This window comes from Escherichia sp. MOD1-EC6300 (assembly GCF_002965045.1).
In the GTDB taxonomy this organism is placed as follows: domain Bacteria; phylum Pseudomonadota; class Gammaproteobacteria; order Enterobacterales; family Enterobacteriaceae; genus Escherichia; species Escherichia coli_F.
This window is the reverse complement of sequence record NZ_PTRH01000009.1, coordinates 94,361-113,110: the sequence shown is the minus strand read 5'-3', so window position 1 is coordinate 113,110 and position 18,750 is coordinate 94,361. Positions and strand designations below refer to the sequence as shown.

Sequence of the window (18,750 nt, the reverse complement as noted above, 5' to 3'; positions counted from 1 at the left end):
AAGATTCGCAATACGTCATCAGGTTTTCTTGCGAGGCTTGCGGATTTTCGTCACAGCACTCACTTCACTGATCACTACGCCATCGCCCAGGCGAGTGGTCAGTGTCTCACCCACTTTCACCTGCTTAACCTGTTTCAGCACCGCGCCATCAGCGGCGCTGGTAACGCTATAACCGCGTGCGAGCGTGGAGAGTGGACTCACCGCTTCGAGGTGCGTCACTGTATTACCAAAGCGTTCGCGCGTGGCGCTAAGCTGTGCGCGAAGTGTTTCAGCGAGACGATATTCCAGCTGTTGGATCCGCGTTTGCGCACGGTGAATCTTCGGCTGCGGATTTTGCTGATTCAGCCGCTGTGTTAATCGCTGCTGTTGCTGACCGGCGCGTTTAAGCTGATTCTCCAACGCAAAGCTCATCCGCTTTTGCAGACGCTCAAGCGTGGTTTGCTGACGCGCCAGCCGGAGCTGTGGATGCTGCTGCTGTAAACGGTGATGAATCTGCGTAAAACGTCGTGTGCGGTTGGCGAGGTAGTAATCCATCGCCATTTCCAGCCGTTGCTGCGCAGACTGCACCTGACGCAGTAACTCTTGCTGATTGCGGCTCACCACTTCGGCGGCGGCTGACGGCGTTGGCGCACGTAGATCAGCAACAAAGTCGGCAATCGTCACATCGGTTTCATGCCCAACGGCGCTGACCACCGGAATGCGGCTGGCAAAAATCGCCCGTGCCACGCGTTCATCGTTAAAACTCCATAAATCTTCCAGCGAACCACCGCCACGCCCGACGATCAGTACGTCACATTCGTTGCGAAGATTCGCCAGCTCAATGGCGCGAACGATTTGCCCCGGTGCGTCATCGCCCTGAACGGCGGTCGGGTAAATTATCACTGGCAGAGACGGATCGCGGCGTTTCAACACATGCAAAATATCGTGCAGTGCAGCACCGGTCTTTGAGGTGATAACGCCCACGCAGTGCGCAGGAGACGGTAGCGGATTCTTGAATTGCTGGTCGAATAACCCTTCAGCCTGCAACTTCGCTTTAAGCTGTTCGTACTTCTGTTGCAGTAAACCTTCACCGGCGGGCTGCATACTTTCGACAATAATTTGATAATCGCCGCGCGGTTCATACAGCGTAATGTTGGCGCGAACTAAAACCTGTTGCCCATGCTGCGGGCGAAAGGTCACCCGGCGATTGCTGTTGCGGAACATCGCGCAGCGCACCTGGGCGTTATCGTCTTTAAGCGTAAAGTACCAGTGACCGGAAGCCGGTTGTGTGAAATTAGAGATTTCGCCACTGATCCACACCTGCCCCATCTCATGCTCAAGCAGCAGACGAACCGTTTGATTCAGGCGGCTAACGGTAAAAATTGCAGGGGATTGAGAAGGTAACATGTGAGCGAGATCAAATTCTAAATCAGCAGGTTATTCAGTCGATAGTAACCCGCCCTCCGGGGATAGCAAGCATTTTTTGCAAAAAGGGGTAGATGCAATCGGTTACGCTCTGTATAATGCCGCGGCAATATTTATTAACCACTCTGGTCGAGATATTGCCCATGCTACGTATCGCTAAAGAAGCTCTGACGTTTGACGACGTTCTCCTCGTTCCTGCACATTCTACCGTTCTGCCGAATACCGCTGACCTCAGCACCCAGCTGACGAAAACTATTCGTCTGAATATCCCTATGCTCTCCGCAGCAATGGATACCGTAACGGAAGCGCGCCTGGCTATCGCCCTGGCTCAGGAAGGCGGTATCGGCTTTATCCACAAAAACATGTCCATTGAACGCCAGGCTGAAGAAGTTCGCCGCGTGAAAAAACACGAATCTGGCGTGGTAACCGATCCGCAGACTGTTCTGCCGACAACCACCCTGCGTGAAGTGAAAGAACTGACCGAGCGTAACGGCTTTGCAGGCTATCCGGTAGTTACCGAAGAAAACGAACTGGTCGGCATCATCACCGGTCGTGACGTGCGTTTTGTTACCGACCTGAACCAGCCGGTCAGCGTTTACATGACGCCGAAAGAGCGTCTGGTAACCGTGCGTGAAGGCGAAGCCCGTGAAGTTGTGCTGGCAAAAATGCACGAAAAACGCGTTGAAAAAGCGCTGGTGGTTGATGATGAATTCCACCTGATCGGCATGATCACTGTGAAGGACTTCCAGAAAGCGGAGCGTAAACCGAACGCCTGTAAAGACGAGCAAGGCCGTCTGCGTGTTGGTGCAGCGGTTGGTGCAGGTGCGGGTAACGAAGAGCGTGTTGATGCGCTGGTTGCCGCAGGCGTTGACGTTCTGCTGATCGACTCCTCTCACGGTCACTCTGAAGGCGTTCTGCAGCGTATCCGTGAAACTCGCGCTAAATATCCTGATCTGCAAATCATCGGCGGCAACGTGGCAACAGCTGCAGGTGCCCGCGCGCTGGCAGAAGCCGGTTGCAGTGCCGTTAAAGTGGGTATCGGCCCTGGTTCTATTTGTACTACCCGCATTGTTACTGGCGTCGGTGTTCCGCAGATCACCGCCGTTGCTGACGCAGTAGAAGCCCTGGAAGGCACCGGGATTCCGGTTATCGCAGACGGTGGTATTCGTTTCTCTGGCGATATCGCGAAAGCTATCGCTGCTGGTGCAAGCGCGGTGATGGTAGGCTCCATGCTGGCGGGTACTGAAGAATCCCCGGGTGAAATCGAACTCTACCAGGGCCGTTCTTACAAGTCTTACCGTGGGATGGGCTCTCTGGGCGCGATGTCCAAAGGTTCTTCTGACCGTTACTTCCAGAGCGACAACGCTGCCGACAAACTGGTGCCGGAAGGTATCGAAGGCCGTGTAGCCTACAAAGGTCGTCTGAAAGAGATCATTCACCAGCAGATGGGCGGCCTGCGCTCCTGTATGGGCCTGACCGGCTGTGGTACTATCGACGAACTGCGTACTAAAGCGGAGTTTGTACGTATCAGCGGTGCGGGCATTCAGGAAAGCCACGTTCACGACGTGACCATTACTAAAGAGTCCCCGAACTACCGTCTGGGCTCCTGATTCTCTTCGCCCGACTTCATGTCGGGCGATTTATATTATCTGTTTCACTTGCCTCGGAATAAGCGTCAATGACGGAAAACATTCATAAGCATCGCATCCTCATTCTGGACTTCGGTTCTCAGTACACCCAACTGGTTGCGCGCCGCGTGCGTGAACTGGGTGTTTACTGCGAACTGTGGGCGTGGGATGTGACAGAAGCACAAATTCGTGACTTCAATCCAAGCGGCATTATTCTTTCCGGCGGCCCGGAAAGCACCACCGAAGAAAACAGCCCGCGTGCGCCGCAGTATGTCTTTGAAGCAGGCGTACCGGTATTCGGCGTTTGCTATGGTATGCAGACCATGGCAATGCAGTTGGGTGGTCATGTTGAAGCCTCTAACGAACGTGAATTTGGCTATGCGCAGGTTGAAGTCGTAAACGACAGCGCACTGGTTCGCGGTATCGAAGATGCTCTGACAGCAGACGGTAAACCTCTGCTCGATGTCTGGATGAGCCACGGCGATAAAGTTACCGCTATCCCGTCCGACTTCATCACCGTAGCCAGCACCGAAAGCTGCCCGTTCGCCATCATGGCAAATGAAGAAAAACGCTTCTATGGCGTACAGTTCCACCCGGAAGTGACTCATACCCGCCAGGGGATGCGCATGCTGGAGCGTTTTGTGCGTGATATCTGCCAGTGTGAAGCCCTGTGGACGCCAGCGAAAATTATCGACGATGCAGTAGCCCGTATCCGCGAGCAGGTAGGCGACGATAAAGTGATCCTCGGCCTCTCTGGTGGCGTGGATTCCTCCGTGACTGCAATGCTGCTGCACCGCGCAATCGGCAAAAACCTGACTTGCGTATTCGTTGACAACGGCCTGCTGCGTCTCAACGAAGCAGAGCAGGTTCTGGATATGTTTGGCGATCACTTTGGTCTGAACATTGTTCACGTTCCGGCAGAAGATCGCTTCTTGTCAGCGCTGGCTGGTGAAAACGATCCGGAAGCAAAACGTAAAATCATCGGTCGCGTTTTCGTTGAAGTATTCGATGAAGAAGCGCTGAAACTGGAAGATGTGAAGTGGCTGGCGCAGGGTACTATCTACCCTGATGTTATCGAATCTGCCGCGTCTGCAACCGGTAAAGCTCACGTCATCAAATCTCACCACAACGTGGGCGGCCTGCCGAAAGAGATGAAGATGGGCCTGGTTGAACCGCTGAAAGAGCTGTTCAAAGACGAAGTGCGTAAAATTGGTCTGGAGCTGGGCCTGCCGTACGACATGCTGTACCGTCACCCGTTCCCGGGACCAGGGCTTGGCGTTCGTGTGCTGGGCGAAGTGAAGAAAGAGTACTGCGACCTGCTGCGCCGTGCTGATGCCATCTTCATTGAAGAACTGCGTAAAGCGGACCTGTACGACAAAGTTAGCCAGGCGTTTACCGTGTTCCTGCCGGTACGTTCTGTTGGCGTAATGGGCGATGGTCGTAAATACGACTGGGTTGTGTCTCTGCGTGCCGTCGAAACCATCGACTTTATGACCGCACACTGGGCACATCTGCCGTACGATTTCCTTGGTCGCGTTTCCAACCGCATTATCAATGAAGTGAACGGTATTTCCCGCGTGGTGTATGACATCAGCGGCAAGCCGCCAGCGACTATTGAGTGGGAGTAGGACTGGCTATAAATAGTAAATTAAGCCTTTCCAACTAACTTTAATGCCAGTCAGTTTGCTGACTGGCATTTTTTATTGGTTTTTCATTGAGTTTATGACTTCTATTTTTAAGGCCGTAACTCTATAACATCGGCTATGGCCTAAAGATAAAAGCCATTACCAACAAAATGGCGGTATTCCAAAACAGTCTAGCCGGAAGTGCTTACAATGAGATCGATCAAATCGACAAATGAGATACTGGCCGTTGTGAGCGCCCGGCAACCGTAGCCGTAGGGGGCGAATTTAATGGCTTTGTTATGAGCCATTGGTAATCGCACCCATGACAATTTGAAAGAGTTCTTCTGCTCGATTAGTGGAGCCAATTGCACCTCTTTCTCTCGCCATTCTCTTGTGCTCTGGTAGATCTGAGGACGCATAGATCATAAAAGGAGTTTTGTCTCCCATTGCGCGTAATCTTTCTAGTAAGACATAACCTTCTTGCGCCCCTTCTTTGCGATCCATATCCGAAATAATAGCTGCAAACTTATTTGTTTTTAACAATTCCAAGGCTTCGTCAGTTGAAAGAGCTAAAGCGAACTCTATTCCCTGTGCCTCAAATGCCTGTCTTTCGTAAACATTATTTTCTGGTCGATCATCCACCCATAAAATACGATTTCGCCATTTTTCATGCTTACTCTGCCGTTTTGCATTGGATACAACGTTGACGATTTTTTGCAGTTGGCTTTCAGTGACCCCTGCACTATTTTCAGGCTGTTTTGCTGTGGCGGCGGTCAATGATGCTGCTGTAGCTATTTGCGCTCTTAAAAAATTATTTTCATCTTTGAAATCTGACGGCCCGTAAAGCTTATTATGATGTTTCGCAACAAGCCAGAGAAAGCCAAGAAACACAATGACAGGAAAGAAAACCATGAAATAAATAAGGGGAGCTATATGCTCTGATAAGCCATTACCAAAGCCAACGACGAAAGAGGCAAATCCATAAACGAGAACAATAAAGAGTGCAATGATACCAAGAGGGCTTTTGGTAAATCCTATTGCAGTTTCAGCAAATTTCTCTGGTTCCATATCCATCCTCAGTATTGCTCATAACACAGTTAAGTTGTATTAGATCAGACCTGATCTGACAATTACCGGCTATTTATAAAGGTATCTGTCAGATTACATCTGGCTTAAGTTTTTCTCATCCCAGATGTGCTTTCCATCAAGTAACGTTTCCATCGGCGTTCGGCCACTGCACATTTTTCCCTGATGGGTTCGCTCATTATTATAGTGAACCCGCCATTCATCAAGAACCGATTGTAATGCTTCAAGATCATCATATAACTTTTTGCGGAACGTCACCTGATAAAACTCGTTCAGTATCGTTTTATGGAACTGCTCGCAGATACTATTGGTCTTAGATGACATTGCTTTCGTTTTCGTATGCTCAATATCATTTATCGCCAGATAAAGCTGGTAATCATGCTGCTCCACTTTACCGCAATCTCTTGGTGTATTGAGAGGCGGGTTATAAAATAAATACTGATACCATGAGGGCGGATCAATCGTGGTCATAGTATCAGGTCATTCTCATGGGTTTATTGCGTCCCTGAAGATGACGTCGCTGACCATCTCTCCTCCAAGAAAATCGATCAACATATTCGAGTTTTCAAGGTCTTCTCTGGTCAATGCCCCGATTGCTTGTCCAACTACTACCTCCCAAGGTTTTTTACACTCAACAATAGCACAGACGAGTTGGCGGATTTTCTTGATCTTCTTGTGACGCAATCGGTCGTTCGATTCCATTAGTTCTGCAATCAACGCTATGTCGGAGTGTGTTTGATTATCCTCAACCCATTTTTTGGCTGCGTCTACAAATTCCACCCATGTAACATTCATTACTGCAAGGCATGAATCAGTCAAAAGAACATTTTCGATAGCGTAGCATCGTAAGCGATAGCGTTTAAGAGGTAGGCGATGTTCAAGCGACTTGTTGATTACACCATCGCCATCACGAAGGGAAAAGGCGATTGGATTGTCATAGAGTGTACTAAGGAGGTCTACGCAAAAATCCTCAAGTTGACTCTGTTGATCTACGCTACCTGCTAGTACGGGAAAGATTTTTATTCGACCCTGTGATGTTCTGGCCGCTTGTTGCCAGACTCGTTCGTCGTCCTCTCCTTCCAAAATTAATGCAGCGTCTTCGCTAAGAGAAAGCGATAGGGGGTGCCCGAAGAATGGTGCAATCTTTCGAAGTTCATCGCTGGCCGGTATCAATGAGATTTCATTTACTGCAAAGCTCTTCGTGCCGATTGATACATATGGGGAGGCGGCAAGAGAACAGACGAGCGGGGAACTATGGGTGGATAAGCATATGGCAATACTGTTCGCGTGTGTTCTAAATTCGTCGAGCATACTGATTATCAGCTTGCCCAGTCTAGCTTGGAGGTCGGGGTGCAGATGTACATCAGGCTCATCGAGGAGGAGTACGTTGAATTTCTCCGGATCTATTGTGTCGAAGAAATAGATGATTTCCGCGGCTAATGCAACCGCTTCCGATTCACCGCTACTGATTTGGGCCGGATCAATAATCTGACCATCTACAAGTGATCGAAACTCATAATCGACATTACCCATCTCGAGCGAAATGTTAGTGAGAAGCTGATTAATTTTACTTAATCGGTCTGTCTGAAAGTTTCGCGTTAGATCAGTTCGAATTTCCGGAGTATTGGCAAGTCGACGTAAGTAAAGCGTCTCGGCCTCGCGAAATAGCATAGCCGATGCAGCTTTGAAGTTGCTTGCCTGATTAACTGCCCGAGTGTGCCTCAGCCATTCGGGGTTGTCGCTCATATTTGTGAGGACGGTGCCATCACGCTTGAACGATCCTGCTCGCTCTGGACTTACATACCGGACATAAAATTGCTGCTTGTTCTGGCTGATTGTTTGTTCGATATCGCGAAGGAAACGACTTTTTCCCGCACCGTTTCGGCCCATAATTATGTTGATGTTGTTTAAGCCGTAAAGTCGGCCAATTTGGCTAGATAACTCGCTTACTTTCAAGATTGTAACTCCATTTCTTGTTGCCACATACGATAACAAATACACTAACTGAATAGGTGCGTTGATGCCTCATTTTGTTCACATCTATGTTGAAATTAGTGATGTGAACGAGCTAAGGACTCTATTAGGAGTAGAGCGGCCATATTGTTCGTCTGAACAGCCTGTAGACAGCTCTATTATTGAGACATGGTATTTTTCGTGGTATCTGCTAAGTAGTTTGTTTCAAGGCATTGATTTATTTATATTTTATTTTCTCATTGATAGCTGAGTGGGAATGATTTGATCCCTGCACTATGAATTAGCAAAACCCTCTGTTACTACAGAGGGTTTTTTATACTCACGAATCATAGGATTGAAGTTACTGACATCGCTTAGTTAAACCAGCTGTCCGATTTGTTCTCTTCTGCTTTGCCCACGCTTTTCATCAGATCGCGACCGCCTTCAGTCATATTCCTGTTTGCGTCAGCTTCAGATTGCACCACATCGGTTTGCGCAGCTTTGTGCTTCAGTTCCTGATCGATAAATTCGTTTTCTCGCTTAACGCGGGCTTCTTCTTTCGCCAGCGCCAGTTTTTGTTTCTGAATCTCTAAGCTGCGTAGCTCATCTTCATAACTTTGATCGCGTTTCTTGTCCGCAGTGGCTTCGGCGTCCAGTTTATCCTGACGAGCTTTCTTATTTGCCGCTGCCGTTGCCGCTCTTTTGTTAGCGGCGGCCTGGGCGTTTGCGCGACGTTGCTTCTCTTGCTGGATTTCCCTGTTGCGCTCCGCGACCCATTCGTCATGCTGCCTTTGCTCTTCATTTTTACCTTGCTGTTCCGCTTCTGCGACAGCAGAGAGTTGATCCTGCAATGATGAGGCGATAGCCGGATAGCTTAAGGAGGCTAAGATGGCGCAAAGAAAAACTTTCTTCATGACTCCTCCTGATTATTAGCTCTTTTCAGGACATTTGGTATTTGGCTGAATACGCGTTTCGTTATACGTCGTGGTAATAACAACGGCTAAACCTGTCGTAAACTGGCACTCTTTACCCACCTGGGTGGAGGTATACACTTTGGTGCCTTCCTTATACGTTAGAGAAACACCTTCCACTAAGGTTTTATCATTCACCATAGAACCTGCTGCCGCGCCAACAGCTCCGCCGCCAACTGCACCTGCCGTCGTTCCGGAATTGCTGCCAGACCCCACGTTGTGGCCGATAACACCGCCAGCGACTGCACCAATAAGCGCGCCGAAGGCTTGTGCGTTTCGTTTATTTTGGGAGTTGTCTACGGCAACTTTTGCGGGAAGAATGGAAATAATATTAACGGTTTTAGTTTCTTGTTTGGTATTCAGTTGATCGGTTTGATAAACATCGGCGGCATGATCATCAGCATTTGACTGGCATCCTGCCAGAGTGAATGACGCTAACATTGCCACAGGCAGAAGACATTTTTTAAATTTCATCACTATTCCTTGTTATACACATTACGAAAAATAAGACATTTAAGATCATCAAAAGAGGAAAGTAAATGTATTGCGTATAAAGGAATAGATTAAATTTATTAAAATTCATGTGGAAAATAATTTATAAAAATACATCATTAAAACATATGTATTAATTTTATATTTATTTCGCAGCCAAACAGGATAAACATCAGTCAGGACAAAGACGTAAAATTTAAGATGAAAGAATATCTGCCGCTTTGATAATCTCAAAGAGCAACTGCATCCGACAGCGAGGTGCCGTTATGTTCAGTGAAGGTGGAGAAGGTAACCGCTAACGTTGTACCGGTGATTCGACGGAGAGTGTGGATTGTTGAGCTTCTTTTTTGCTCTGATGGTGCTGCCAGGCACCGACGGACGAGTAGATAAAGCGGCCAAAGAAGAAGATAAAGCTGATGAGCAGTACGATACGGGTCATGCGACTGTTAAATCGGTGTCGTTTTCGCATACTGGTTGCCTGACTCACAAAAGGTTCCTTGAAGTATGTCCCACGCCGTGGACGGTACTTACATTAAGGCACAACAGGACAAAATGGTCAATTCTTCGTTATGTAAAAAAGCGTCAGTGGATACATATTTTAATGTTATGGAAGTTAATTTAATTATTTACAATGATGATGTAATAATGATGAATTAACATGATAAACGTAATAATTCATTAATCAGGGTTATTTTGTTTGATATATATCAATTGGAACTTTCATATGACACTTAGAATCAATGCTCTCTATAGTGATGAATAATCATCATTCGAAGTCAGGTGGGATGCCTGTCTGAATACACCTCCTTCAGGATGTGGGGGATTCTGCTGAGCATCTATGAAACTGAATGCAACCTATATAAAAATACGTGATAAATGGTGGGGGCTTCCGCTGTTCCTGCCTTCTTTCATCTTGCCCATTTTCGCCCATATTAATACTTTCGCGCATATTTCTTCCGGTGAGGTTTTTCTCTTTTACCTGCCTTTGGCACTGATGATCAGCATGATGATGTTTTTCAGCTGGGCGGCATTGCCAGGGATCGCCTTAGGGATTTTTGTCCGCAAATATGCAGAGCTGGGTATTTACGAAACGCTCTCATTAACAGCTAATTTTATTATCATTATCATTCTCTGTTGGGGCGGTTACAGGGTCTTTACTCCCCGGCGTAACAACGTTTCACATGGTGATACCCGTTTAATTGCCCAGCGTATATTCTGGCAGATTGTATTTCCTGCAACGCTGTTTCTAATACTTTTCCAATTTGCTGCGTTTGTTGGATTACTGGCGAGCAGAGAAAATCTGGTCGGCGTCATGCCTTTTAACCTCGGGACCTTAATCAATTATCAGGCCTTACTGGTGGGCAATCTGATTGGTGTTCCGCTGTGCTACTTCATCATTCGGGTGGTGCGAAATCCGTTTTATTTACGCAGCTATTATTCGCAATTAAAACAGCAAGTTGATGTCAAAGTCACCAAAAAAGAGTTCGCGCTCTGGCTACTGGCATTAGGTGCGTTGTTGTTGCTGTTATGCATGCCGTTAAATGAAAAAAGCACGATTTTCAGCACCAATTATACCTTGTCATTATTGCTACCCCTGATGATGTGGGGAGCCATGCGCTATGGTTATAAGTTGATTTCGCTGCTCTGGGCGGTCGTGCTGATGATCAGCATCCACAGCTATCAAAATTACATTCCCATTTATCCTGGCTATACCACGCAACTGACCATAACCTCCTCCAGTTATCTGGTATTCTCTTTTATTGTCAATTATATGGTTGTACTGGCAACCCGTCAGCGAGCGGTAGTCAGACGCATTCAGCGGCTTGCGTATGTGGACCCGGTGGTTCATCTGCCAAATGTTCGCGCCCTGAATCGCGCGTTGCGTGATGCCCCCTGGTCTGCGCTTTGTTATTTACGCATCCCCGGCATGGAAATGCTGGTTAAGAACTATGGCATCATGCTACGGATTCAATACAAGCAAAAACTTTCTCACTGGCTGTCACCATTGCTGGAACCGGGTGAAGATGTTTATCAGCTTTCGGGTAACGATCTCGCGCTGCGACTGAATACAGAATCGCACCAGGAGCGCATTACCGCACTGGATAGCCATCTCAAGCAATTTCGTTTCTTTTGGGATGGAATGCCGATGCAACCGCAGATTGGCGTCAGTTACTGCTATGTGCGCTCGCCAGTGAATCATATCTACTTACTGCTGGGAGAGCTAAATACGGTCGCCGAACTTTCCATCGTGACCAACGCCCCGGAAAATATGCAGCGTCGCGGGGCAATGTATTTGCAACGCGAATTGAAAGATAAAGTCGCGATGATGAATCGGCTACAGCAGGCGCTGGAACACAACCATTTTTTCCTGATGGCCCAGCCGATTACCGGTATGCGTGGTGATGTCTACCATGAGATCCTTCTGCGCATGAAAGGTGATAATGATGAACTGATCAGCCCCGACAGCTTCTTGCCGGTCGCGCACGAATTTGGTTTATCGTCGAGTATCGACATGTGGGTCATTGAGCATACGCTGCAATTTATGGCTGAAAACAGAGCGAAGATGCCCGCTCACCGTTTTGCGATTAATCTGTCGCCAACCTCGGTATGTCAGGCTCGTTTTCCCGTTGAAGTCAGTCAGCTGCTGGCTAAATACCAGATTGAAGCGTGGCAACTTATTTTTGAAGTCACCGAAAGTAATGCGCTGACCAATGTTAAGCAGGCGCAAATCACCTTGCAGCATCTTCAGGAATTAGGCTGCCAGATTGCGATTGATGATTTCGGCACCGGCTACGCCAGCTATGCGCGGCTTAAAAATGTGAATGCCGATCTCCTTAAAATTGACGGCAGTTTTATCCGCAATATTGTGTCAAATAGTCTGGATTACCAGATAGTGGCGTCGATTTGTCACCTGGCGCGAATGAAGAAAATGCTGGTAGTGGCAGAGTACGTTGAAAACGAAGAGATCCGCGAGGCGGTGCTTTCTTTAGGGATAGATTATATGCAGGGTTATCTTATTGGTAAGCCGCAACCGTTAATTGATACGCTGAATGAAATCGAACCCATTCGCGAAAGTGCCTGAACAGCGAGGGCCGACATTTCTCGTCGGCCCGCAAAGCATTAAGCAGCTATTTCAGGTGAACTTTCTTCTTCAATTTTCAATCGCCAGCCAGCCACGCCTTCCCAGTATTCTTGCTCCTTTTCCAGATCAAGCAGTACCAGTGCATTCTGACTAAACCAGTCATGCGGAAAACGCAGTGTCCAGTGACTGTCATCGGTAATCAGCGTCAATGTTGGCGGTGTGGTGGTTGCCTGACGTTGATTATTGAGTAATACGCCAAGGCGCAATAGCTGAATCAGTGGCAGGAACTGTTTCTTCTTAAACAAGGTAAAGCGCGGCAGATCGTCGAGCTTAATCGCTTTACGGTGATAGCGCACCAGCGTCGCCATCATCAACTGCTGTTCCTGATTAAAACCCGGCAAGTCGCTGTTTTGCAGAATATAAGCGGAGTGGCGATGCAAACCGCTGTGGTTGATATTCAACCCGACCTCATGCAGCATGGCGGCCCATCGCAGTAGCGCTTCCAGTTGCGGATGCGCCAGCTTCGGTTGCTGCTCCCGCCACTGTTCGTACATTTGCATAGTGGTATCCAGCACCCGTCGGGCCTGTTCACTGTCGATGTGATACTGGTTAGCGAGACTACTGGCGGTGCGACTACGCACATCCTGATGACGGAAACGTCCTTCCATTTCATACAATACGCCTTCGCGTAACGCCCCATCAGAAAGGCGCAGTTCACGGATGGCTAAAGCATCAAACACACCGCATAAAATCGCCAGTCCAGGAACGAAGACTGTTTTCCGTTCTTCGGAAAGACCCGGTAAACTCAGCGATGCGAAATTACGGTGCCGTAAAACTTCTTTCACCAGTTTTTCCAGACGTTCCGGGGTAATTATCCCGTCTTTCTCGCCCATTTCCATTAACACTTCATGGGCGGCTTTTATGGTACCGGAAGCGCCCATTGCCACGTTCCAGCCCTGAATACGGAATTGCCAGGTTAAAGTTTCCAGTTTTTGTGCTGCCGCCATGCGAGCGCGCTGAAAATTCTCTTTATTGATGACCCCGCCCGGGAAATAGAGTTGGGCAAAGCTGACACAACCCATCCGGCGGCTTTCAACGAGAATCGGTTCGAAATTTTCACCAATCACCAGTTCCGTAGATCCGCCGCCAATATCAATAACCAGTTTGCGACCTTTTTCCGGCTGGGTATGTTCCACGCCCATGAAAATCAGACGGGCTTCTTCATTACCGGAAATAATTTCAATCGGGTAGGGAATGACCTTTTCCGCGCGTTTCAAAAAGTCAGTAGCATTCAACGCCTGACGCAGCGTATGGGTGCCAACAATACAAACGCTGGCAGGCGAAAATCCCTGCAAGCGTTCAGCAAACAACGATAGGCAGTTCAATCCGCGTGTGATTGCCTCTTCACTCAACATATTATCTGGCCCCAGACCGTCTGCCAGATGGACCCGCTGTTTCAGGCGACCAATAATCTGCATAGCGCCATCCACCACACGGGCAATAACCATGTGGAAACTGTTTGAACCAAGATCGACCGCAGCAAACTCCTGCGGACGAGGGGATTTGTCGTGTATTGGCATAGGGTTATTCAGGTTGTTCGAGGGATTTGATGTAATCGTAAATCGCCAACTGCGCCCGCACTTTGCGGCGGTTACCGCGGGGAACGTAGCGATTACTAAGTTCTTTATCGATATAACGTGCTTTGACCGTATCGCTGAATAAAATGTCGATGATGTCCAGCACCCGCTGCTTCAGGCGCGGATCGAGCAGCGGCGTCGCCACTTCAATACGATAATCAATATTGCGCGTCATCCAGTCGGCGGAAGAAAGATAAACCTTTTTATCGCCGCCATTTTCAAAAATATAAACCCGGTCATGTTCAAGGTAACGGTCAACAATACTGATAGCACGGATGTTATCACTAATGCCTTCCAGATTAGGGATCAGCGAACACATTCCACGAACCAGCAGATTCACCGGCACGCCGGAGCTGGAAGCCGCATACAGACGGTCGACCAGACCTTTATCGACAAGGTTATTTAGCTTTAGAGTGATACCGCTGGGCAGCCCCTGCTGCGCGTTGGCGATTTCGCGGTCAACCATTTCATACAACAGGCGGCGGGAGTTTTGTGGTGACACCATTAAATAATCAAATGTCACCGGACGGTATGGGTTTTCAATAAAGTTGAACACACGCCGTACTTCGTTGGTAATGCGCGCATCAGCGGTCAGCAACGAATAGTCAGTATAAAGCCGCGCGGTTTTTTCGTTAAAGTTCCCGGTCCCGATGTGCGCGTAACGCACCACTTCACCGTTTTCTTTACGTGAAATCAGGAACAGCTTGGCGTGAATTTTGAGCCCCGGCGCAGAGAAGATAACGTGCACGCCTGCTTCGGTCAGGCGCTTCGCCCAGTGAATGTTGGCTTCTTCGTCGAAACGCGCCTGTAACTCAACCACCACGGTGACTTTCTTACCGTTGTGTGCGGCGTGGATCATCGAGTCGATGATGCGTGAATCTTTCGCCACGCGGTAAATGTTAATTTTAATCGCCAGTACGCTCGGGTCGAACGAAGCCTGACGCAGCAGTTCCAGTACATGCTCAAAGGTATGATAAGGATAATAGAGCAACACATCGCGTTCGCGAATAGCATCAAAACCATTGCGGAACTGGGCTTTATCAAACCAAATGTGGCGTAAACGCGGCAGTGGTTTGTTCACCAGATTGGCTTTGCCGACGTTGGGGAAATTAATAAAGTCTTTAAAATTGTGATAACGGCCGCCGGGGACGATGGAGTCGTAGCGGGAAATAGTCAGTTTTTCACGTAATACTTCAACCAGCGCATTAGGCATATCGCGCTGATAAACAAAACGCACCGGCTCAGCAGTTAAACGCTGCTTGAGACTGGAAGACATCAACTCCATCAGGCTGGCTTCCATCTCATGCACTAAATCGTATTCGGCATCGCGGGTCATCTTCATTGAATAGGCATTCAGCGCGTCATAATCAAAGAAGCCTTTGAAAATATCATCAAGGCAGTAACGCAGAATGTTATCCAGAAGAATCATCGGCTTGCGTCGACGCGGCGCTTCTGGCGGTAAATTCACAAATCGCGGCACTTTATCTGATGGGATCTCCAGCAGCGCGTAACGGATGGTATCGCCACGGATAATTTCCACCGCCAGATAGGTGTAATCATCTTTCAGGAACTGCACTAAGTCAGTGTCAGGATTGATTAAAATCGGCGTAATGTGCTGACGCAGATACTGCTTAAAATAATGACGCAGCCAGTTTTGTTGATTGACGGAGAGTTGGCGTTCATTAATCAGGAAGATCTGGTTGCGCGCCATCTCCAGCAACAGCTCGTTGTAGAGGCCGTCGAATTCCTGATCGGCTTTCAGCACCCGGGACTGAATTTTGCCCAGTAAATGGCGGGAATGAGAGTTGGAACCTTGTTCTTCGCTAATAATGATGCGTCGCTTCAGTTCAGCGAAGCGGACTTTATAGAACTCATCAAGGTTATTGGAATAGATCCCCAGGAAACGCATCCTTTCAATCAGCGGGTTAGATTTGTCCGCCGCTTCCTGAAGCACGCGTTCATTGAACGATAACCAACTGAGCTCTTTTTCGATGTATAGCTTTTCCTGACCCATTACCACTTTTACTCCGTTTTATTCACGGGACACTGCCTGGATATTATGGCGAGCAATATTGGCAGATGTCCAACTATGCCAGAAAAGGGGGAAAAAAACTGCTGGAGCTTGCGATTTACAGGTGAATTGAAAAACGCCAGCGGCAGAGCTGGCGCTTTAACTACGGGGGCATTACTCGTCGGCAGCGTAGCCCTGCGGCGGCAGACGTTGACCATCCAGCCACGCGGCGTTTTCGTGCATTTTCAGACGACCATCGGCAAACCAGCTAATCACCAGTGGATAAATAGCGTGTTCCTGGGTTTGCACGCGGGCGGTGATGTCATCCTCCGTATCACCAGCAAATACCGGGACTTTCGCCTGTAAAATAACCGGGCCACCGTCCAGTTCATCGGTGACGAAATGCACCGATGTACCGTGCTCTTCATCGCCATTTTCCAGCGCCTGACGATGGGTGTGTAATCCGGGATATTTCGGCAGCAGAGAAGGGTGAATGTTCAGCAAACGCCCGGCATAGTGGGAGACAAACGCCGGGCTGAGAATGCGCATAAAACCAGCCAGCACGACCACATCGGGTGCGTACATGTCGATTTCATGAATCAACTCCCGGTCATAGGCTTCACGACTGTCAAACGCGCTGGCGATGAGCGTATGCGTTGCAATACCCGCCTGGCGGGCGCGTTCAAGGCCGAACGCGTCGGCCTTATTGCTGAAAACTGCCCGTACGGTGCCTTTAATTTTATTGGTTTTGCAGGAGTCAATAATTGCCTGCAAATTACTTCCGTTGCCGGAAATAAGCACCACAATATTCATTATTCGATAACCACGCGTTGTTCGGAATCAGAGGCTTTGATGATACCGATTTTCCACGCGTTTTCACCGTTGGCATTGAGCAGGGCGAGGGCTTTGTCCACTTCCGGAGCAGGCAGGGCAATAATCATCCCGACGCCGCAGTTGAAGGTGCGATACATTTCATGGCGCTCAACGTTACCTGCCGTTTGCAGCCAGTTGAACACTTCTGGCCACTGCCAGGAGGATTCATCAATCACTGCCTGGGTATTATCTGGCAATACGCGAGGAATGTTTTCCCAGAAGCCGCCACCGGTCAGGTGCGCAATGGCGTGCACATCAACGTTTTCAATCAACTCCAGCACTGACTTCACATAAATGCGGGTCGGTGCCAGCAGATGATCGGCTAATGGCTTACCATCAAGTTCGGTGGTTTGCGGATCACAACCGCTGACTTCAAGAATTTTGCGCACCAGCGAATAGCCGTTCGAGTGCGGACCGCTGGAGCCGAGTGCAATCAGCACATCGCCATCGCTGACTTTAGAGCCGTCGATGATTTCTGATTTTTCTACCACGCCAACGCAGAATCCGGCGACATCGTAATCTTCACCGTGATACATCCCCGGCATTTCTGCCGTTTCGCCACCCACCAGTGAACAGCCCGATTGCAGACAACCTTCCGCAATGCCACTGATCACCGCTGAAGCGGTATCAACATCCAGTTTTCCGGTTGCGTAATAGTCGAGGAAAAAGAGGGGTTCCGCGCCTTGTACTACCAGATCGTTAACACACATGGCGACCAGATCAATACCAATGGTGTCGTGACGTTTTAAGTCCATCGCCAGACGCAGCTTGGTACCTACGCCGTCAGTGCCGGACACCAGCACGGGTTCACGATATTTTTGCGGCAATGCACACAGCGCACCGAAGCCGCCCAGACCGCCCATCACTTCCGGACGACGCGTTTTCTTCACTACGCCTTTGATTCTTCCAACCAGAGCATTACCCGCGTCAATATCAACACCGGCATCTTTGTAGCTAAGAGAGGTTTTATCGGTCACTGCTTGGGTCCCCACGCGTTACTTGCGGTAGAAAAATAAAATTCGGCGCAATTCTAACAGGGAAAGCAAACGTTTGCGAGACTGCTTTACACAACCTTTTTGCACGTCTTTTCCCCAGGCGCGCGGCGAAAGAATACTTGTACCAGGGCAAAGGATCGTTTTCGGATGGAATAATCTTCTTCCATAACCATTTGAATACAAAATAACTTTATCTCAAACCGTTATCATTTTGACTAAAGTCAACGAAAATAATATTGCCGCCTTGAAGAAAGGAGGTATAATCCGTCGATTTTTTTTGTGGCTGCCCCTCAAAGGAGAAAGAGTATGAAGATCGTGGAAGTCAAACACCCACTCGTCAAACACAAGCTGGGACTGATGCGTGAGCAAGATATCAGCACCAAGCGCTTTCGCGAACTCGCTTCCGAAGTGGGTAGCCTGCTGACTTACGAAGCGACCGCCGACCTCGAAACGGAAAAAGTAACTATCGAAGGCTGGAACGGCCCGGTAGAAATCGACCAGATCAAAGGTAAGAAAATTACCGTGGTGCCAATTTTACGTGCCGGTCTGGGGATGATGGACGGTGTGCTGGAAAACGTTCCGAGCGCGCGCATCAGCGTCGTCGGTATGTACCGTAATGAAGAAACGCTGGAGCCGGTACCGTACTTCCAGAAACTGGTTTCTAACATCGATGAGCGTATGGCGCTGATCGTTGACCCAATGCTGGCAACCGGTGGTTCCGTTATCGCGACCATCGACCTGCTGAAAAAAGCGGGCTGCAGCAGCATCAAAGTTCTGGTGCTGGTAGCTGCGCCAGAAGGTATCGCAGCGCTGGAAAAAGCGCACCCGGACGTCGAACTGTATACTGCATCGATTGACCAGGGACTGAACGAGCACGGATACATTATTCCGGGCCTCGGCGATGCCGGTGACAAAATCTTTGGTACGAAATAAAGAATAAAAATTATTAAAGCCGACTTTAAGAGTCGGCTTTTTTTTGAGTAAAGCGCCTAT

At 48.7% G+C, this 18,750-nt stretch carries 15 protein-coding genes and 1 pseudogene; 5 read left to right on the top strand and 11 right to left on the bottom strand.

Translation table 11 applies throughout. The features are described 5' to 3' along the window. Positions 1 to 18: 18 nt before the first annotated feature. Complete coding sequence (xseA, locus tag BGE37_RS15125) at positions 19 to 1,386, bottom strand: exodeoxyribonuclease VII large subunit (RefSeq protein ID WP_105288173.1); 1,368 nt, start codon at positions 1,384 to 1,386, stop codon at positions 19 to 21. Positions 1,387 to 1,547: 161 nt separating this feature from the next. Here xseA and guaB point away from each other — a divergent pair, with 161 nt between their 5' ends. After that, the gene (guaB, locus tag BGE37_RS15120; RefSeq protein WP_001299507.1) at positions 1,548 to 3,014 is read left to right on the top strand and encodes an IMP dehydrogenase; all 1,467 of its coding nucleotides are present in this window, start codon (positions 1,548 to 1,550) and stop codon (positions 3,012 to 3,014) included. Positions 3,015 to 3,082: 68 nt separating this feature from the next. Beyond that, positions 3,083 to 4,660 carry a glutamine-hydrolyzing GMP synthase gene (gene guaA, locus BGE37_RS15115; RefSeq protein WP_000138270.1) on the top strand — a complete coding sequence of 526 codons (1,578 nt, stop codon included), beginning with the start codon at positions 3,083 to 3,085 and terminating at the stop codon, positions 4,658 to 4,660. A 294-nt stretch (positions 4,661 to 4,954) separates the two neighbouring features. Here the strand turns inward: guaA and BGE37_RS15110 are convergent, their stop codons facing one another. From BGE37_RS15110 to BGE37_RS15075, 6 genes and pseudogenes are all read right to left on the bottom strand, one after another. Further along, entirely contained in the window at positions 4,955 to 5,725 is a 771-nt protein-coding gene (locus tag BGE37_RS15110; protein ID WP_105288172.1) for a response regulator, read from the bottom strand. 93 nt (positions 5,726 to 5,818) lie between these two features. Then, positions 5,819 to 6,142 (bottom strand): annotated as a pseudogene (locus tag BGE37_RS15105) (integrase core domain-containing protein); the annotation flags it as partial. Between the two features lie 87 nt (positions 6,143 to 6,229). Continuing rightward, the gene (locus BGE37_RS15100) at positions 6,230 to 7,699 is read right to left on the bottom strand and encodes an AAA family ATPase (RefSeq protein ID WP_105288171.1); all 1,470 of its coding nucleotides are present in this window, start codon (positions 7,697 to 7,699) and stop codon (positions 6,230 to 6,232) included. A gap of 371 nt (positions 7,700 to 8,070) precedes the next feature. After that, positions 8,071 to 8,610, bottom strand: coding sequence for a DUF5384 family protein (locus tag BGE37_RS15090; RefSeq protein WP_000755178.1), 540 nt, complete (start codon positions 8,608 to 8,610; stop codon positions 8,071 to 8,073). 15 nt (positions 8,611 to 8,625) lie between these two features. Continuing rightward, complete coding sequence (locus tag BGE37_RS15085) at positions 8,626 to 9,144, bottom strand: glycine zipper 2TM domain-containing protein (RefSeq protein WP_001295476.1); 519 nt, start codon at positions 9,142 to 9,144, stop codon at positions 8,626 to 8,628. A 310-nt stretch (positions 9,145 to 9,454) separates the two neighbouring features. Beyond that, positions 9,455 to 9,646 (bottom strand): YfgG family protein, encoded by a 192-nt coding sequence (locus BGE37_RS15075; protein WP_000076001.1) that lies wholly within the window; start codon positions 9,644 to 9,646, stop codon positions 9,455 to 9,457. Between the two features lie 17 nt (positions 9,647 to 9,663). Here BGE37_RS15075 and BGE37_RS25460 point away from each other — a divergent pair, with 17 nt between their 5' ends. Together BGE37_RS25460 and pdeF are read left to right on the top strand one after the other, a co-directional pair. Next, on the top strand, positions 9,664 to 9,816 hold the full coding sequence (locus BGE37_RS25460) for a hypothetical protein (protein WP_000017552.1): 153 nt from the start codon (positions 9,664 to 9,666) through the stop codon (positions 9,814 to 9,816). Between the two features lie 181 nt (positions 9,817 to 9,997). Next, positions 9,998 to 12,241: a cyclic-guanylate-specific phosphodiesterase PdeF gene (gene pdeF, locus BGE37_RS15065; protein ID WP_105288169.1), complete on the top strand. Its 2,244-nt coding sequence runs from the start codon at positions 9,998 to 10,000 to the stop codon at positions 12,239 to 12,241. A 38-nt stretch (positions 12,242 to 12,279) separates the two neighbouring features. Here pdeF and ppx read toward each other — a convergent pair whose 3' ends face one another. From ppx to purM, 4 genes are all read right to left on the bottom strand, one after another. After that, positions 12,280 to 13,821, bottom strand: a complete 1,542-nt coding sequence (gene ppx / locus BGE37_RS15060; RefSeq protein ID WP_032184874.1) for an exopolyphosphatase — start codon at positions 13,819 to 13,821, stop codon at positions 12,280 to 12,282. Between the two features lie 4 nt (positions 13,822 to 13,825). Continuing rightward, positions 13,826 to 15,892: a polyphosphate kinase 1 gene (ppk1, locus tag BGE37_RS15055; RefSeq protein ID WP_000529576.1), complete on the bottom strand. Its 2,067-nt coding sequence runs from the start codon at positions 15,890 to 15,892 to the stop codon at positions 13,826 to 13,828. Positions 15,893 to 16,063: 171 nt separating this feature from the next. Then, positions 16,064 to 16,702, bottom strand: a complete 639-nt coding sequence (gene purN / locus BGE37_RS15050; RefSeq protein ID WP_032184872.1) for a phosphoribosylglycinamide formyltransferase — start codon at positions 16,700 to 16,702, stop codon at positions 16,064 to 16,066. Beyond that, positions 16,702 to 17,739 carry a phosphoribosylformylglycinamidine cyclo-ligase gene (gene purM / locus BGE37_RS15045; RefSeq protein ID WP_001353041.1) on the bottom strand — a complete coding sequence of 346 codons (1,038 nt, stop codon included), beginning with the start codon at positions 17,737 to 17,739 and terminating at the stop codon, positions 16,702 to 16,704. Before purM ends, purN begins: the two co-directional genes overlap by 1 nt. 324 nt (positions 17,740 to 18,063) lie before the next feature. Here purM and upp point away from each other — a divergent pair, with 324 nt between their 5' ends. Continuing rightward, a complete protein-coding gene (gene upp, locus BGE37_RS15040) occupies positions 18,064 to 18,690 on the top strand; it encodes a uracil phosphoribosyltransferase (RefSeq protein WP_001295473.1) in 627 nt (208 codons plus the stop codon). Positions 18,691 to 18,750 lie beyond the last annotated feature (60 nt).

What these genes read in the sequence shown, in the direction of transcription:
- xseA (WP_105288173.1), bottom strand. Translation starts at nt 1,386, where the DNA reads ATGTTACCTTCTCAATCCCCTGCAATTTTTACCGTTAGCCGCCTGAAT.
- guaB (WP_001299507.1), top strand. Translation starts at nt 1,548, where the DNA reads ATGCTACGTATCGCTAAAGAAGCTCTGACGTTTGACGACGTTCTCCTC.
- guaA (WP_000138270.1), top strand. Translation starts at nt 3,083, where the DNA reads ATGACGGAAAACATTCATAAGCATCGCATCCTCATTCTGGACTTCGGT.
- BGE37_RS15110 (WP_105288172.1), bottom strand. Translation starts at nt 5,725, where the DNA reads ATGGAACCAGAGAAATTTGCTGAAACTGCAATAGGATTTACCAAAAGC.
- BGE37_RS15090 (WP_000755178.1), bottom strand. Translation starts at nt 8,610, where the DNA reads ATGAAGAAAGTTTTTCTTTGCGCCATCTTAGCCTCCTTAAGCTATCCG.
- BGE37_RS25460 (WP_000017552.1), top strand. Translation starts at nt 9,664, where the DNA reads ATGTCCCACGCCGTGGACGGTACTTACATTAAGGCACAACAGGACAAA.
- pdeF (WP_105288169.1), top strand. Translation starts at nt 9,998, where the DNA reads ATGAAACTGAATGCAACCTATATAAAAATACGTGATAAATGGTGGGGG.
- ppx (WP_032184874.1), bottom strand. Translation starts at nt 13,821, where the DNA reads ATGCCAATACACGACAAATCCCCTCGTCCGCAGGAGTTTGCTGCGGTC.
- ppk1 (WP_000529576.1), bottom strand. Translation starts at nt 15,892, where the DNA reads ATGGGTCAGGAAAAGCTATACATCGAAAAAGAGCTCAGTTGGTTATCG.
- purN (WP_032184872.1), bottom strand. Translation starts at nt 16,702, where the DNA reads ATGAATATTGTGGTGCTTATTTCCGGCAACGGAAGTAATTTGCAGGCA.
- upp (WP_001295473.1), top strand. Translation starts at nt 18,064, where the DNA reads ATGAAGATCGTGGAAGTCAAACACCCACTCGTCAAACACAAGCTGGGA.